A 13,778-nucleotide genomic window follows, 5' to 3' on the forward strand; every position below is an offset into this window, starting at 1 on the left:
TCCCTACGACATATCAAGTCACATCGGACTCATCCCATGCTCTTCGCCCATTGCCGCTTGAGGTACGCCTTCGCCGCGTCTGCCTGCGGAATCGTCAGGATGACCGGAGGGCCGGGCGCCTTGGGCAATTTCGCGGCCTGCTCGGCGTCGAGCGTGCCCTTCATGCGCATCGCCTCGGTGCGCGCGGGCCGGGCGAAACCCTTCATGAGCAGGTTCTGGCCCTCGTCGGAGAACAGGAACTCCTGCCACAGCCGGGCGGCGGCCGGATGCGGCGCCGTCTTGCTGATCGCCTGCACGTGGTAGCCGCCGAGCGCGGCGTCGCGAGGGATCGTCACCTTCCAGCCGTCGGGCTGGTGCGCGCTGCGGGCGGCGTTCAGGTGGTCCCAGGCGACGATCGTGTTGGCCTTGGCCGGTTCGGTGAGCCTGCCCGCCTGCTTGAGCTTGGCGAACAGCGACACCCCTTGCGCCGGCTGCGGCACGCCGGCCCGCATGGAAGCGGCCATCACGCCGTCGAACGCCGACGCCGAGCGCAGCGGGTCGCCGTCGAGCGCGACCCGGTAGCCGGGCTTCAGCAGGTCGGCGAAGGAGGCGGGCGGCTTGACGGCGCGCGGGTCGTACCCGATGGACATGTAGCCCCCGTAGGCCGCGTACCAGCCGCCTGACGGGTCCTTGACCTGGTCGGGCAGGTCCTGCCAGCCCTGCACCTTGTACGGGGCGAACCGCCCGGCTCCGGCGACGGCCACATCCATCGTCAGATCGAACACGTCGGGCTTGAGCTGCGCGGCGACGTCGAGCTGGCGCTTGCTGCCGGCGTTGGGCTCGAGCTCGTTGACCTTGATGTTGTACTTGTCGGCGAAGGTGTCGATGATCTCGCCGTAGTTGACCCAGTCGCGGGGCAGGGCGATCACGTTGAGCTCGCCCTCGCGCGCCGCGGTCTCGACGAGCCGCTCCATGGTGCCGAAGCCGGCCTTCATGGAGGCGGCCTGGGCGTTGACGGGCGGCAGGTTCTTGGCCTCGGTGGAGGCGGAGTCGGTGGACGACGCGCCGCATCCGGCGCTGGCGAGGATGGCTGCTGCGGCGGCGCAGGTACGTACAGTCACACAACGAATACTTACCGCTACATCCGTCCAGGTCGAGGAGGCGCGGCCGGAACGACCCTGGCGGCTACGAGTGTCTCTTCAGGAATCTCCACCAGAGTGCCGTCCCTCTTGCGGACGGTCAGCACCCCTGACTCCCACGACACGAGGATGCCCACCGCGTCGCGAAAGCCTTCTGGAACGCGCCTGCGGGTGGTGATTCGTGCGCCGATGTCCTGACTTGTGATCGCGATGACGAGCCGTGCCGCCACGAGTTTGCCACCCTCCGTTTCGGCCAGTCGGCAAGCACGGCAATACTAGGGCGTAGCAAACCGCGGTCAGAGTCATGTCATGGTGCGGAGAGAAGGAGCTCGAGGTGACCTACGTCATCGCGCAGCCTTGCGTGGACGTCCTGGACAAGGCGTGCATCGAGGAATGCCCCGTTGATTGCATCTACGAGGGCGAGCGCATGCTTTACATCCACCCCGACGAGTGCGTGGACTGCGGCGCGTGTGAGCCTGTATGCCCCGTCGAGGCCATTTTCTACGAGGACGACCTTCCCGAGCAGTGGAAGGACTACTACAAGGCGAACGTGGACTTCTTCGAGGACCTCGGCTCGCCCGGAGGCGCCTCGAAGGTCGGAAAGATCGAGAAGGACCACCCGGTGGTGGCCGCCCTGCCGCCGCAGGCAGAGGGCCACTGACGGTCCCGGCACGGAGCGAGCGGGGGCATCCAGGCCGGGTGCGCCCCGTTCTCGAGGCGTGCCCGGCGCTCGATACGGCAACGTGACACCCTGGAGAACCGTGAACAACCTGCCCGACTTCCCCTGGGACAAGCTGGAGCCGTACAAGGAGCGCGCGCTGGCACATCCCGGCGGCATCGTCGACCTGTCGGTCGGCACGCCCGTCGACCCCGTGCCCCAGAACGTCCAGGACGCGCTGGTCCAGGCGGCCGACAGTCCCGGCTACCCCTTCACCCACGGCACCAAGGCGCTGCGCGAGGCGGCCGCGGGGTGGCTGCGCCGCCGGCACAGCGTCACCGTCGACCAGCGTGACGTGCTCCCGGTGATCGGTTCCAAGGAGTTCGTCGCCTGGCTGCCCACCTACCTCGGGGCACGGCGGGTGGTCTTCCCCGAGCTGGCCTACCCCACCTACGACGTGGGCGCCCGGCTGGCCGGTGCGGTGGCGACCGCCGCCGACAGCACGCTCGCGCTCGGCCCCGAGCGGGCCGACCTCGTCTGGGTCAACTCTCCCGGCAACCCGACGGGCAAGGTGCTGCCGGTCGAGCACCTGCGCAAGGTCGTGGCGTGGGCGCGCGAGCGCGGCACGGTCGTGGCCTCCGACGAGTGCTACATCGAGCTCGGCTGGGAGGAGGAGCCGGTCTCGATCCTGCACCCCGACGTCTGCGGCGGCTCCCACGAAGGCCTGCTCGCGGTCCACTCGCTCTCCAAACGCTCCAACCTGGCCGGATACCGAGCCGGGTTCGTGACGGGTGACCCCGTCCTGGTCAAGCGGCTGCTGGAGACGCGCAAGCACGCGGGCATGATCATGCCCGCCCCCGTCCAGGCGGCGATGACGGCCGCGCTCGGCGACGACGCGCACGCCAACCGGCAGCGCGAGCTCTACTCCGCCCGCCGCGCCCTGCTGCGGCCCGCGCTGGAGCGGGCCGGGTGGCGCGTCGACCACTCGACGGCCGGGCTGTACTTCTGGGCGTCGAACGGGCAGAGCGCCTGGGACCAGGTGGGCAAGCTCTCCGAAATCGGCATTTTGGTCGCGCCGGGCGAGTTCTACGGACCGGCAGGTGAGCGGCACATCCGCATCGCCGTCACGGCCACTGATGAGCGGATCGGTGCGGCCGTGCGCCGCCTCCAGTAGGATCGCGCGACATAGCCCGCCGCGCGGGCTTGACGCATAAATTGATAAGAGCTTTTGCCGAGACAGACCGCGAGTGGAGCGAGCTGATCGATGAGCATGACCTCCATGGTCGTACTCGGGCTGAGCATCGTCACCATCCTGCTGTTGCTGGGTGCCTTCCTGGCCACCCTGCGACAGGACAGGAAGGGCCGGACGAGCGCGCCGCCGGCTGAGGTCGCTCCCGTCGAGACCCCGCTGGCCGCGCCGGTGATCGCGCCCGGGCATGCCGGCACCGACTACACCGACCCTCGCACGATCCAGGTCGGCGACCGGATCGAGGTGCAGGGCTCGCCGGCGCGCGTGCTCGGCTCCATGCACGTCTCGTGGCAGGGCAACCAGTGGACCGAATATCTCCTGCGCGACGGCTCGCGGCGCTTGCAGTGGTTGTCGGTGGAGGTGCTCGACGGCGACCCGCCGCACCTCGAGGTGCTGCTCTGGACCGACGTGCCCACCCAGGGCATGGTCCCGGCCAAGAGCATGCTGATCATGGAGGGCGTGGAGTTCTTCCCGATCGAGCGGGGCACGGCCGCGTTCAGGAGCGAGGGCGACACGGGAAACCCCGAAAGGGGCCTGCTCGACTTCGCCGACTACCGTGCGTCGGACGGGCGGCTGCTCTCCTTCGAACGCATCCAGGGCCGCCCATGGACGGCCTGCTACGCCCAGCCGCTGCCGCCCGGCTCGATCTCCATCGTGCGCAGGGCGTCCTGACCGGGCTTCCTGGCCGAGCCCTCTCACCGGGCCTTCTGACCGGGCCTCCCGCGGGCGCTACGACAGGTCCACCCGGCGGGCGCTCGCCTGGCCGCCCGCCTGCCAGCCGTCGCGCTCGAAGTCGTTGACCCAGGTGGCACCGTTGTAGCCGACGCGGTTGAGCGCGTACTTCTCGGCGTGGGCCACCGACCAGGCGGCCACCAGCCAGCCGCGCCGCTTCGTGGTGATCGCCGTGCTGCCGAGCGCCCTGGCGAGCTGCTTGCGGGCCGCGGCGGCCCGCGACTTCGGAGCGGGCGTCTTACCGGCGGGATACCAGCAGTGCACCGCCTGCGGAACGCGCCCGGTGAACGCCGCGGCGAGAATCTCGGCCTCGCTTTCGTGCGCGGCATAGGCGTAGCCGCCCGCCGAGCGCTGCACGGCCTGCGCCGCCTCCGCCAGCGGGAGCTTGCGGTAGTTCTTCACCTTGACCAGGGCGGCGAAGAACTTGTTGGTGGCGTAGACGGGGTCCATGAGCTGCTTCTTCTTGCCCCAGCCCTGCGACGGGCGCTGCTGGAACACGCCCACGGAGTCGCGGTCGCCGAAGTTGACGTTGTAGAGCTTCGACTCCTGGATCGCCGTCGCGTACGCGATCACCACGGCCCGCTCCGGCAGCCTGCGCCGCGCCGCGACCGCCGCGATGGTGGCCGAGATCTGCGCCTGCTCGGGATCGAGGTTGCGGACGCCGTCGGGCGTGTTGACCACGCAGTACGCGTGCCGCTCGGCCAGCTGGGGTGTCCGCTTGAGCAGGTGGTAGAGGCCCACGGAAATGGCCACGGCGAGAACGATCACGATGATCGCGATGGTGATGACCCCACGGGAGAAGCGCACGCGCACGCTGAAGAACCTACCCGGACGGATAAGCTCCGAGGCCATGAGTCACGTGAGCACCTCGTCACCGATCTCGCCGGTGGTGGACGAGCTGTGGGAGCGCAGGGCGGAGTTGTCGCCCGCTGACGTCGACGCGCGCAACGTGGTGGTCGGCGCCGTCGACCTGCTCGACAAGGGCGAGGCCAGGGCGGCCCGCCTGGTCGGCGGCGACGTCGTCGTGGACGAGCGCGCCAGGCGGGCGATCCTGCTCAGCTTCACGGTGCTCGGCATGGCCCGCTCGCAGGTGGGTGACTTCCAGCACCACGACAGACACCCGCTCAAGAGCTCGTTCGACGGGGTGCGGGTGGTGCCGGGGGCGATCGCCCGGTGGGGCTCCTATGTGGCGCCCGGGGTGGTGCTGATGCCGTCCTTCACCAACATCGGCGCGTACGTGGACGCGGGCACCATGGTCGACACCTGGGCCACGGTCGGATCCTGCGCCCAGATCGGCAAAAACGTGCATTTGTCCGGCGGGGTGGGCATCGGCGGCGTGCTGGAGCCGCCCGGCGCCGTCCCCGTCGTCGTCGAGGACGACGCGCTGGTCGGCAGCCGGGCGATGATCGTCGAGGGAGCCCGGGTCGGGCAGGGCGCGGTGGTCGGCGCGGGGACGATCCTCTCCGGCTCGATCCCCGTGATCGACGTGCGGACGGGCGAAGAGGTCGCCCGCGGCCGCATCCCCGCGTGGTGCGTGGCGGTCGGCGGCACCCGCCAGAAGGAGTTCCCCGGCGGCTCGTTCGGCCTGCCCTGCGTGCTCGTGCTCAAATACCTGGAGCCGGGGCAACGGCACGACAAGGCGGCGCTCAACGAGGTGCTGCGCGAACACGGAGTGAACACCTGATGCTTGACCTGACGCAGGACGTACGCGCGCTCACCGCCGCGATCGTGGACATCGAGTCGGTCAGCGGCGCAGAGCGTCGGCTGGCCGACGAGGTGGAGCGGGCGCTGTCGGCGCTGCCGCACCTGAAGGTCGACCGGTCGGGGGAGACCGTCGTGGCCCGCACCCGGGCGGGCCGCCCCGAGCGGGTGCTGATCGCCGGGCACCTCGACACCGTCCCCGTCGCCGCCAACCTGCCGAGCAGGGTCGAGGGAGACCTGCTGTACGGGTGCGGCACGTCCGACATGAAAGCCGGCGTGGCGGTCGCGCTCAAGCTGGCGGCGGCCGTCCCGGCGCCGGGCAGGGACATCACGTACGTGTTCTACGACTGCGAGGAGGTCGAGGCCGAGCGCAACGGCCTCACCAGGGTCGCCAGAGACCACCCCGGCTGGCTGGCGGCCGACTTCGCGGTGCTGATGGAGCCGACCGACGGCGTCATCGAGGGCGGCTGCCAGGGCACGCTGCGCGCCGAGGTCACCGTGACGGGCAAGCGCGCCCACAGCGCCAGGTCGTGGCTGGGGGTCAACGCCATTCACGGGATCGAGCCGGTGCTCGCCAGGCTCAACGCGTACGAGGCCAGGCGGCCGGTGGTCGACGGTCTCCAGTTCCACGAGGGGCTGAACGCGGTCGGCGTGCGCGGCGGGGTCGCGGGCAATGTCATCCCGGACCAGTGCGTCGTGACCGTCAACTACCGTTTCGCACCCGACCTGTCGATCGAGCGGGCCCAGGAGCACGTACGCGAGGTGTTCGACGGTTTCGAGGTGGCCTTCGTCGACGCCGCGCCCGCGGCGCGGCCGGGCCTGACGCATCCGGTGGCGGCGGCCTTCACCGAGGCGGTCGGCGGCACGCCGCGCGCCAAGCTGGGCTGGACCGACGTCGCCCGCTTCTCCGCGCTGGGGGTGCCCACCGTCAACTACGGGCCAGGCGATCCGAACCTGGCGCACCAGCAGGGGGAGTACGTGTCGCTGACGAAGATCGTCGAGAGCGAGCGGGCCATGCTCGACTGGCTGTCCACATGAAAGTGGCCTTCCTCGCCGGCCATTTGGCGGGGAAGACCACTTTCAGTCCCGAGCAGCACCCTCGGCAATTAGACGCGGGGGAGTCGAAATTCGGTTCCCTGCTTCTTCCAAGAATTTTTATTGGCCGGTGTCAAGGCTCCTACCTGCGGTTTCGTCCTGATAAGCACCTCCGTCCGCCGGCACCGTACGGCTCCGTCCGCCGAGCGGAGGTGGAACCGGCGGCGTCCGAAGGCGACTAGCGTGACCCGCATGGAACAGTCACGTCGGGAACGCCGTCAGGGGCAGGCAGTCGTCCGCGGTCGCCTCGTCCCCACCTCCACGCACGACCAGCGCCTGCTCGCCCGGCAGGGGCCGTCCGACTGGGTGCACATGGACCCGTGGCGGGTGCTGCGCATCCAGGCCGAGTTCGTGGAGGGTTTCGGCCAGCTCGCCGAGCTGCCGCGGGCGGTCACCGTCTTCGGTTCCGCGCGCACCGGTGAGGAGTCCCCCGACTACACGCAGGGCCGCCGTCTTGGCCGGGCGCTGGCGGAGGCGGGCTACGCCGTCATCACGGGCGGCGGGCCCGGCGTCATGGAGGCCGCCAACCGGGGCGCGCGTGACGTGGACGGCGCGGTGTCCGTCGGGCTCGGCATCGAGCTGCCGTTCGAGCAGAGCATGAACGACTACGTCGACCTCGGCATCGAGTTCCGCTACTTCTTCGTGCGCAAGACGATGTTCGTCAAATACTCCTGCGGCTTCATCGCCCTGCCCGGCGGCTTCGGCACGCTCGACGAGCTGTTCGAGGCGCTCACGCTGGTGCAGACGCGCAAGGTCACCTCCTTCCCCGTGGTGCTGGTGGGCACCGAGTTCTGGGGCGGGCTGCTCGAGTGGGTCAAGTCCGCTCTGCTCGGCACCGGGAAGATCGCCCCCCAGGATCTCGATCTGATCACCGTCACCGACGACGTCGACGAGGCCGTGCGCATCATCGCCGACGCCGACCGGGCACGGTCGAAGCAGCAGGAGGAAGAACTGGCGTCCGCCGCCGCCCAGCCCGCAGAGCCCCAATAGGCTGGCGCTTCGTGAACATCTGCGTCTTCTGTGCCTCCAGTCTGCGTATCGACCCGAAATACATCGAGCTGGCCCGGCAGGTCGGCACCGAGCTCGCCAAGCGCGGCCACACGCTGGTGAGCGGCGGTGCCACCGTCTCCTGCATGGGCGCGGTCACCTCGGCCACCCGGGCCGCCGGCGGGCGCACGGTCGGTGTGATCCCGCAGGTGCTGGTGGACATCGAGGTGGCCGACGAGGATTCCGACGAGCTGATCGTCACCAACGGCATGCGCGAGCGCAAGGGCGTCATGGACGCCCGCTCCGACGCCTTCCTCGTGCTGCCGGGTGGCATCGGCACGCTGGAGGAGCTCTTCGAGATCTGGACCGCGCGGGTGCTCGGCATCCACGACCGCCCCTTGGTGATCCTCGACCCCTGGGGCCTGTACGAGCCGCTCAGGACCCTCGTCAGCACCATGTACGACGAGGGCTTCACCCGCGCCGACGTCTTCGACGCGATCTCCTGGACCTCCACCGTGGACGAGGCGTTCGCCCATCTCGAAGCCCGTTCGCAGCCCGTGCGGCCCAGCGTCGCCGAACTCGGCGAGGCGACCGGCTGACCGGATTGCGATGCTTGCGGTGATGCTGAACGAGCCCCGCCGTATGAGTACGATGCCAATGTGCTGGTCGTACTCGCCATCGCCGCGATCGCCATCTTGGCATGCGTGGTCTTGGTCTCCCTTGGCAGGGGCGGTGAGCTGACCGAGTTCCCGCCGGACGTGCCGCCTCTCGAACTTCCCGAGCCCGCGCAACTCACGGCGGTCGACTTCATGGCGCTGCAGTTGCCGGTCAACCTGGTCGGCTACCACACGCAGAGCGTCGACGAGACCCTGCGCAGGGCCGCCAGCGCGATCAGCGCCCGTGACACCCGGATCGCGGTGCTGGAGCAGCGCGTCTCCGAGCTGCTGTCGAGCCGGCTGTACGCGCGGCAGGAGAGCCACGCCGCACCGGGTGCCGGTCTGCGCACGGACCACGCGCCGCAGGCCCCTGCCACCTACAGGGAGCTGCCCGAGTCGGGCGACCCGGTGCCCGGTGGAGGGCCCCGGGACGACGACGCGGAGGGCCAGTACGCGCAGTGGCGCGTCTCGCCTCGGGATGCCGCCGTCGAGCAGGCCTCCAACGGCGCCTCACCGGCCGGACACGAGCTCCGGGAAGGCGACGGCCCCGGCTTCGGAAACGGGGCCGCGGACGGTGGCGAGCGTGCGGACCAGCCGGAGGGCGCGCCGCAGGACGGCGAAGGTGCGCAGGACGTGCCCCCCGACGGTGAGCGGGAAGACAAGCCCGCCGAGCCGACCGGCACGGGGACGACCGGTACGGAGACGGGCGGCGCGGGGACGTCCGCCGCGGAGGCCGGCACTGCGCCGAAGGGCGGCACGAAGATGGACGGCGAGCCGGAGTCCGGCTCGGAGACGCGCGGTGAGCCGGAGACGGGTGGCGAGCCGGTGGCCGGGGAGGTGCGCGAAGAGGCGGAGACGCCCGCGCGCTCCACGACGGGAGACGATCGGTCGTGACCGAGCCGATCCGCTGCACGTGGCCCGGCATGTCCGACCCGATGTACCTCGCCTACCACGATGAGGAGTGGGGCCGCCCGGTCAAGGGTGACGACGCGGTCTTCGAGCGGGTGGCTCTGGAGGCGTTCCAGTCGGGCCTGTCGTGGCTGACGATTTTGCGTAAGAGGGAGAACTTTCGCGCCGCCTTCGACGGCTTCTCGATCGTCAAGGTCGCCGCGTACACCGAGCAGGACGCCCGACGGCTGCTGGGCGACCCTGGCATCGTCCGCAACCGGGCGAAGATCGAGGCCGCGATCAACAACGCCAGGGCCGCGCTCGAGCTGCCCGAGGGGTTGTCGGACCTGGTGTGGCGCTTCGCCGAGCCCGACGCGGCCGTGCCGAGGACGATGGCCGACGTGCCCGCCACGACCCCCGGCTCCAAGGCGCTGGCCAAGGAGCTGAAGAGGCACGGCTTCACCTTTGTCGGCCCGACCACGGCGTACGCGCTGATGCAGGCCATCGGCCTGGTCAACGACCACATCGCGGGCTGCCTGGCACGCTAGCGGCGCCGGCGAGCGTGCGCGGGCGGTTTCTCCGGCGGCAGCCCCGGCCGGCGCCCGACAGGCGGTGTCCAACAGCCGGCGTAGGAACGAACGGTCGTGCCCGTCAGGCGCCCTCGAACGTGGGGCGTTCCTTGGCGAGGAAGGCTCTGGTGGCGTTCTGGTGGTCGCGTGAGGCGGCGCACGCGTCCTGGAGGTCGGCCTCCAGCGCCAGCGAGTCGGGCAGCGCGTGCGTCGCGGCGTACGCCAGCGCCCGCTTGGTGGCGGCGTACGCCACGGTCGGGCCCTGGGCCAGCGACCCGGCGAGCTCCCGCGCGGTCTTCAGCACGTCGTCCTGGGGGACCACGCGCGTGACCAGGCCCAGCTCCAGCGCGCGGGCCGCGTCGACAGGCTCGCCGAGCAACATCAGCTCGGCGGCCCTGCCCTGGCCGATCAGCCGCTGCAGCGTCCACGACGCGCCCGAGTCGGGCGCCAGCCCGATGCCCGCGAACGCCAGCGCGAACTTGGCCCTGTCGGACGCCACCCGCAGGTCGCAGGCGAAGGCCAGGGACGCGCCAGCGCCCGCCGCGACGCCGTTGACGGCGGCCACCACCGGCTTGCCCATGGTGGTGATGAGCTCCACGATCGGGTTGTAGTGCTCGCGCACGGTGTTGCCCAGGCCGCGGCCCGCCTCCAGGTTGCCGGCGTGCTCGTGCAGGTCCTGGCCCGCGCAGAAGGCCCGCCCCGAGCCGGTGAGCAGGACGGCCCTGACCGCGGGGTCGGCCGCCGCCCGGCGCAGCGCGTCGAGGAGGGCCTGCTTGGTCTCGGTGGTCAGCGAGTTCATCGCGTCGGGACGGTCGAGGGTGATGGTGGCGACGGCGTCGGCCACGTCATAGCGGATCAAAGCAACTCCCTGTCGACGAACGCGGCTGCTGCGGGCAGCAGCCGGGTGGCTTCCTGCTCGAAATAGACCCTGGCCTTCTCGCCCGGCCATCCGGCGGGCAGCAGCTCGGGCGGCAGCCCCGGGTCGCGGAACAGGAAGTTGCGCCAGCCGTGCACGAGCCTGCTCCTGGTGGCGAACACCTGGTCGGCCGGTGCCCCATCCGGGAGCCCGCTGATCAGCGTGTCAGCCTCGGCCAGCCAATGCTCGTACGCCTCGCCGATGGCGGCCAGATCCCACGCCCTGGCGACGAGCTCCCGGGGGTCGCCCTCCAGCGCCGAGTCGAACCTGTCCGCCCGCACGCCCTCGCTCTCGAGCAGGTTGTCCAGCTCGATCGACGAGCGCGGGCCGATCCAGGCCGTCTCCGACAGCGCGGCGTAACCGAGGAACGTCAGATCGGCGCGGAGCCGCTCCCTGCGAGGGCGGTCCTTGACGGGTCCGAAGACGATCAGATGCCACCTGCCGTGCCAGATCAGCGTTCCGGCTCGGTAAATTCTCAGCGCCGCCTCATCCAGGCGCCTGACGCACTTCGGCGTCAGCCCGTAGCCGGGGCCCTGAGGGAGCCTGACCGGTTGCAGCCAGCCCTGCCGGACCATGCGCGAAACCGCCGTACGCACGGCGGGAGCGGCGATCTCCAGGGGTTTCATGAGCCGGACGAGAGCGGCCACGGTGGCTTGCCCACCGCGCGAGCGAAGGTGGTCTCCATAGAGGTCGAACAGAGCGGCGCGAGCGTGCACGAAGTCCAGTTTGGACGCGATCGCCGACCTCGACAACGCATTCTGGGAGGAGATCGTTACCCATGAGCGCTCTCGATGCGGGAGAATAGGACATCACAGAAGACGTGAATGCGCCGACCACCCCCGATGGGCGGTCGGAAATCGCGGGCCGCGGGAGCCCAAGGCAGGAAGGGAAACACGCATGGCGGCGATGAAGCCGCGGACCGGCGATGGTCCGCTCGAGGTCACCAAGGAAGGGCGCGGCATTGTCATGCGGGTCCCCCTGGAAGGTGGCGGCCGGCTCGTCGTGGAGATTTCCGCCGACGAGGCCAAGGCGCTCGGCGAGGCGTTGAAGAACGTCGTCGGCTGAGCGCTCCCGAGAGACACCTTTTTGGTTCTACGACCCTGGCGATAATCCGGCGCCAGGGTCGCTGACGTTCGAGGAGAGATTCCGTGCCCATAGAGACCACTGCGTCGGTGGTCGCCGAGGTTTCCGACGATCCCGAGCTGCTGGCCGTCCCCTACACCTCTGACCTCACCCCAGCGTACGCGGTCGAGCTGCACCTGCCCGTGTCCGACCTGCTGGCACACTACGAGGCCAAGGGGGAGGCTGGAGAGGTCGTCGAGGTCCCGGTGGCACGGGGTGGCGGTGTGCGCCGCGTGCTGCTCTACGGCGTCGGCGACGGCTCCCCGCGCGCGCTGCGCCGGGCCGGTGCGGCGCTCACGCGCAGGGTCAAGGGCAAGGACACGCTGACCGTGGTGCCGCCCGGCGGCGACGTGGCGGCCTTCGCCGAGGCGGCGCTGCTGGCGGCGTACTCGTACAAGATCGGCAAGGTGGGCAAGCCGGCGGTGCGGACGCTCGCGTTCGCGGGGGCCGACGAGGCCCAGGTGCGCCGCGCGCAGGTGGTCGCCCAGGCGGTGGCGCTCGCCCGCGACCTGGCCAACACGCCGTCCTCGGTGAAGAACCCCGCCTGGCTCGCCGAGCGGGCCGCCGAGAGCGGCCTGCCGGTCAAGGTGTGGGACGAAGAGCGCCTCCAGGCCGAAGGCTTCGGCGGCATTCTCGCCGTGGGCCGCGGCTCGGCCAGCCCGCCCCGGCTCATCCAGCTCTCCTACACGCCCGAGCGGCCGGCCGACCGGCACGTGGTGCTGGTGGGCAAGGGCATCACGTTCGACTCCGGCGGGTTGTCGCTGAAGCCGACGGACAACATGAAGACCCAGAAGACCGACATGGCTGGCGGCGCGACCGTGATCGCCGTGCTCGGCGCGCTGGCCAGGCTGGGCGCGCCGGTGCGGGTCACCGGGCTGGTCGCGGCCGCCGAGAACATGCCGTCCGGCACGGCGCAGCGGCCCAGCGATGTCATCAAGCACTACGGCGGCCGCACCGTCGAGGTGCTCAACACCGATGCCGAGGGGCGCCTGGTGCTGGCCGACGCGCTCGCCTACGCCGACGCCGTCCTCGACCCCGACGCGGTGGTCGACGTCGCCACGCTCACCGGGGCGATCACCGTCGCGCTCGGGCGCAACATGGGCGCCGTCTACTCCACCGACGACGCGCTGGCCAAGCAGCTCGTCGACGCCGGCCAGACCGCGGACGACCGGCTCTGGCGGATGCCGCTGATCGAGGACTACGTGCCCGCGCTGAAGTCGCCGATCGCCGATCTCAGCAACGTCGAGTCGGGGTCGAGGTTCGGTGCGGGGTCGATCACGGCGGCGTTGTTCCTGCGGGAGTTCGCGGGGCAGCGGCCGTGGGCGCACCTCGACATCGCCGGCGTCGGGCGCAGCACGGTCGACGAGGGCACCCTGAGCAAGGGCGCCACGGGCTTCGGCGTGCGCGTGCTCCTGGAGTGGCTCACGCGCACCTGACGGGCGTCAGTCGGCGATCTTGATGGCGGCGAGCAGGCCGTCGCCCAGCGGCATCAGCACCGAGCGGAGCCGGTCGTCCGACTGCACCAGCTTGCCCACCTCGCGCAGCGTCACGGTCTCGGGGTCACGCTGCGCCGGGTCGGCCACCCGGTTGTGCCACAACATGTTGTCGAAGGCCACGATGCCGCCCACGCGCAGCAGCCGGACCGCCTCGGAGAGGTAGTCGGCGTATTCGTGCTTGGCGCCGTCGGCGAACACCATGTCGTAGCCGCCGTCCGACAGCCGTGGCAGCACGTCGAGCGCCCGGCCCGAGATGAGCCGCACCCGCCCGCCCGAGAAGCCCGCCTCGGCGAACGCCTGCCGGGCCAGCCGCTGGTGCTCGGGCTCGACGTCGACACTCGTCAGCGTGCCGTCGGTGCGCATGCCGCGCAGCAGCCACAGACCGGAGACGCCGCAGCCCGTGCCGATCTCGACGACGGACTTGGCGTTGACCGCGGTGGCCAGGAAGCACAGAGCCGCCCCGCCACCGGGAAGGATGGGCGTGGCCCCCATCTCGAGCCCGCGCTGCCGCGCAGCGTGCACGATCTCATCCTCATGATGGAACTGCTCCGCATAGGCCAGAGTGGCCTCCACCGGAGTGGTCATCGGCCG

The 13,778-nt window shown here is 70.7% G+C and carries 17 protein-coding genes; 11 read left to right on the plus strand and 6 right to left on the minus strand.

Features of this window, described 5'->3' with window-relative positions:
• Positions 1-29: 29 nt before the first annotated feature.
• Entirely contained in the window at positions 30-1,100 is a 1,071-nt protein-coding gene (locus ACTWPV_RS16200) for an ABC transporter substrate-binding protein (protein ID WP_443152376.1), read from the minus strand.
• A 17-nt stretch (positions 1,101-1,117) separates the two neighbouring features.
• Positions 1,118-1,348, minus strand: coding sequence for a putative acetyltransferase (locus ACTWPV_RS16205; protein ID WP_443152377.1), 231 nt, complete (start codon positions 1,346-1,348; stop codon positions 1,118-1,120).
• 104 nt (positions 1,349-1,452) lie between these two features.
• Here ACTWPV_RS16205 and fdxA point away from each other — a divergent pair, with 104 nt between their 5' ends.
• The 3 genes from fdxA (at position 1,453) to ACTWPV_RS16220 (ending at position 3,697) form a co-directional block, all read left to right on the plus strand.
• Positions 1,453-1,779, plus strand: a complete 327-nt coding sequence (gene fdxA / locus ACTWPV_RS16210) for a ferredoxin (RefSeq protein WP_132335925.1) — start codon at positions 1,453-1,455, stop codon at positions 1,777-1,779.
• Positions 1,780-1,879: 100 nt separating this feature from the next.
• Positions 1,880-2,950 carry a succinyldiaminopimelate transaminase gene (gene dapC / locus ACTWPV_RS16215; protein ID WP_443152378.1) on the plus strand — a complete coding sequence of 357 codons (1,071 nt, stop codon included), beginning with the start codon at positions 1,880-1,882 and terminating at the stop codon, positions 2,948-2,950.
• Between the two features lie 90 nt (positions 2,951-3,040).
• The gene (locus ACTWPV_RS16220; protein WP_443152379.1) at positions 3,041-3,697 is read left to right on the plus strand and encodes a DUF4178 domain-containing protein; all 657 of its coding nucleotides are present in this window, start codon (positions 3,041-3,043) and stop codon (positions 3,695-3,697) included.
• A gap of 57 nt (positions 3,698-3,754) precedes the next feature.
• Here the strand turns inward: ACTWPV_RS16220 and ACTWPV_RS16225 are convergent, their stop codons facing one another.
• Positions 3,755-4,570 carry a hypothetical protein gene (locus ACTWPV_RS16225; protein WP_443152380.1) on the minus strand — a complete coding sequence of 272 codons (816 nt, stop codon included), beginning with the start codon at positions 4,568-4,570 and terminating at the stop codon, positions 3,755-3,757.
• A gap of 37 nt (positions 4,571-4,607) precedes the next feature.
• On the opposite strand from ACTWPV_RS16225, the gene ACTWPV_RS16230 reads away from it, so the two are divergent.
• The 6 genes from ACTWPV_RS16230 (at position 4,608) to ACTWPV_RS16255 (ending at position 9,632) form a co-directional block, all read left to right on the plus strand.
• Complete coding sequence (locus ACTWPV_RS16230; RefSeq protein WP_443152381.1) at positions 4,608-5,441, plus strand: 2,3,4,5-tetrahydropyridine-2,6-dicarboxylate N-succinyltransferase; 834 nt, start codon at positions 4,608-4,610, stop codon at positions 5,439-5,441.
• Complete coding sequence (gene dapE, locus ACTWPV_RS16235) at positions 5,441-6,496, plus strand: succinyl-diaminopimelate desuccinylase (RefSeq protein WP_443152382.1); 1,056 nt, start codon at positions 5,441-5,443, stop codon at positions 6,494-6,496. The genes ACTWPV_RS16230 and dapE overlap by 1 nt, the downstream gene beginning before the upstream one ends.
• Before the next feature lie 249 nt (positions 6,497-6,745).
• Entirely contained in the window at positions 6,746-7,543 is a 798-nt protein-coding gene (locus ACTWPV_RS16240) for an LOG family protein (RefSeq protein WP_347646373.1), read from the plus strand.
• An 11-nt stretch (positions 7,544-7,554) separates the two neighbouring features.
• Positions 7,555-8,139 (plus strand): TIGR00730 family Rossman fold protein, encoded by a 585-nt coding sequence (locus ACTWPV_RS16245; RefSeq protein ID WP_443152383.1) that lies wholly within the window; start codon positions 7,555-7,557, stop codon positions 8,137-8,139.
• A gap of 60 nt (positions 8,140-8,199) precedes the next feature.
• Entirely contained in the window at positions 8,200-9,090 is an 891-nt protein-coding gene (locus tag ACTWPV_RS16250; protein ID WP_443152384.1) for a hypothetical protein, read from the plus strand.
• Positions 9,091-9,119: 29 nt separating this feature from the next.
• The gene (locus tag ACTWPV_RS16255; protein WP_443152453.1) at positions 9,120-9,632 is read left to right on the plus strand and encodes a DNA-3-methyladenine glycosylase I; all 513 of its coding nucleotides are present in this window, start codon (positions 9,120-9,122) and stop codon (positions 9,630-9,632) included.
• A 103-nt stretch (positions 9,633-9,735) separates the two neighbouring features.
• On the opposite strand, the gene ACTWPV_RS16260 is transcribed toward ACTWPV_RS16255, so the two are convergent.
• Together ACTWPV_RS16260 and ACTWPV_RS16265 are read right to left on the minus strand one after the other, a co-directional pair.
• The gene (locus ACTWPV_RS16260) at positions 9,736-10,512 is read right to left on the minus strand and encodes an enoyl-CoA hydratase-related protein (protein ID WP_443152385.1); all 777 of its coding nucleotides are present in this window, start codon (positions 10,510-10,512) and stop codon (positions 9,736-9,738) included.
• On the minus strand, positions 10,509-11,285 hold the full coding sequence (locus ACTWPV_RS16265) for a PaaX family transcriptional regulator (protein WP_443152386.1): 777 nt from the start codon (positions 11,283-11,285) through the stop codon (positions 10,509-10,511). The genes ACTWPV_RS16260 and ACTWPV_RS16265 overlap by 4 nt, the downstream gene beginning before the upstream one ends.
• 181 nt (positions 11,286-11,466) lie before the next feature.
• Between ACTWPV_RS16265 and ACTWPV_RS16270 the strand changes: the two genes are divergently transcribed.
• Together ACTWPV_RS16270 and ACTWPV_RS16275 are read left to right on the plus strand one after the other, a co-directional pair.
• Complete coding sequence (locus ACTWPV_RS16270) at positions 11,467-11,634, plus strand: DUF3117 domain-containing protein (protein WP_020545024.1); 168 nt, start codon at positions 11,467-11,469, stop codon at positions 11,632-11,634.
• 83 nt (positions 11,635-11,717) lie between these two features.
• Complete coding sequence (locus ACTWPV_RS16275) at positions 11,718-13,127, plus strand: leucyl aminopeptidase (RefSeq protein WP_443152387.1); 1,410 nt, start codon at positions 11,718-11,720, stop codon at positions 13,125-13,127.
• Positions 13,128-13,133: 6 nt separating this feature from the next.
• Here ACTWPV_RS16275 and ACTWPV_RS16280 read toward each other — a convergent pair whose 3' ends face one another.
• Positions 13,134-13,772, minus strand: coding sequence for an O-methyltransferase (locus tag ACTWPV_RS16280; RefSeq protein ID WP_347646381.1), 639 nt, complete (start codon positions 13,770-13,772; stop codon positions 13,134-13,136).
• Positions 13,773-13,778 lie beyond the last annotated feature (6 nt).

Source organism: Nonomuraea sp. KM88, from assembly GCF_052245635.1.
GTDB lineage: Bacteria > Actinomycetota > Actinomycetes > Streptosporangiales > Streptosporangiaceae > Nonomuraea.

What these genes read in the sequence shown, in the direction of transcription:
- ACTWPV_RS16220 (WP_443152379.1), top strand. Translation starts at nt 3,041, where the DNA reads ATGAGCATGACCTCCATGGTCGTACTCGGGCTGAGCATCGTCACCATC.
- ACTWPV_RS16230 (WP_443152381.1), top strand. Translation starts at nt 4,608, where the DNA reads ATGAGTCACGTGAGCACCTCGTCACCGATCTCGCCGGTGGTGGACGAG.
- dapE (WP_443152382.1), top strand. Translation starts at nt 5,441, where the DNA reads ATGCTTGACCTGACGCAGGACGTACGCGCGCTCACCGCCGCGATCGTG.
- ACTWPV_RS16240 (WP_347646373.1), top strand. Translation starts at nt 6,746, where the DNA reads ATGGAACAGTCACGTCGGGAACGCCGTCAGGGGCAGGCAGTCGTCCGC.
- ACTWPV_RS16255 (WP_443152453.1), top strand. Translation starts at nt 9,120, where the DNA reads ATGTCCGACCCGATGTACCTCGCCTACCACGATGAGGAGTGGGGCCGC.
- ACTWPV_RS16270 (WP_020545024.1), top strand. Translation starts at nt 11,467, where the DNA reads ATGGCGGCGATGAAGCCGCGGACCGGCGATGGTCCGCTCGAGGTCACC.
- ACTWPV_RS16280 (WP_347646381.1), bottom strand. Translation starts at nt 13,772, where the DNA reads ATGACCACTCCGGTGGAGGCCACTCTGGCCTATGCGGAGCAGTTCCAT.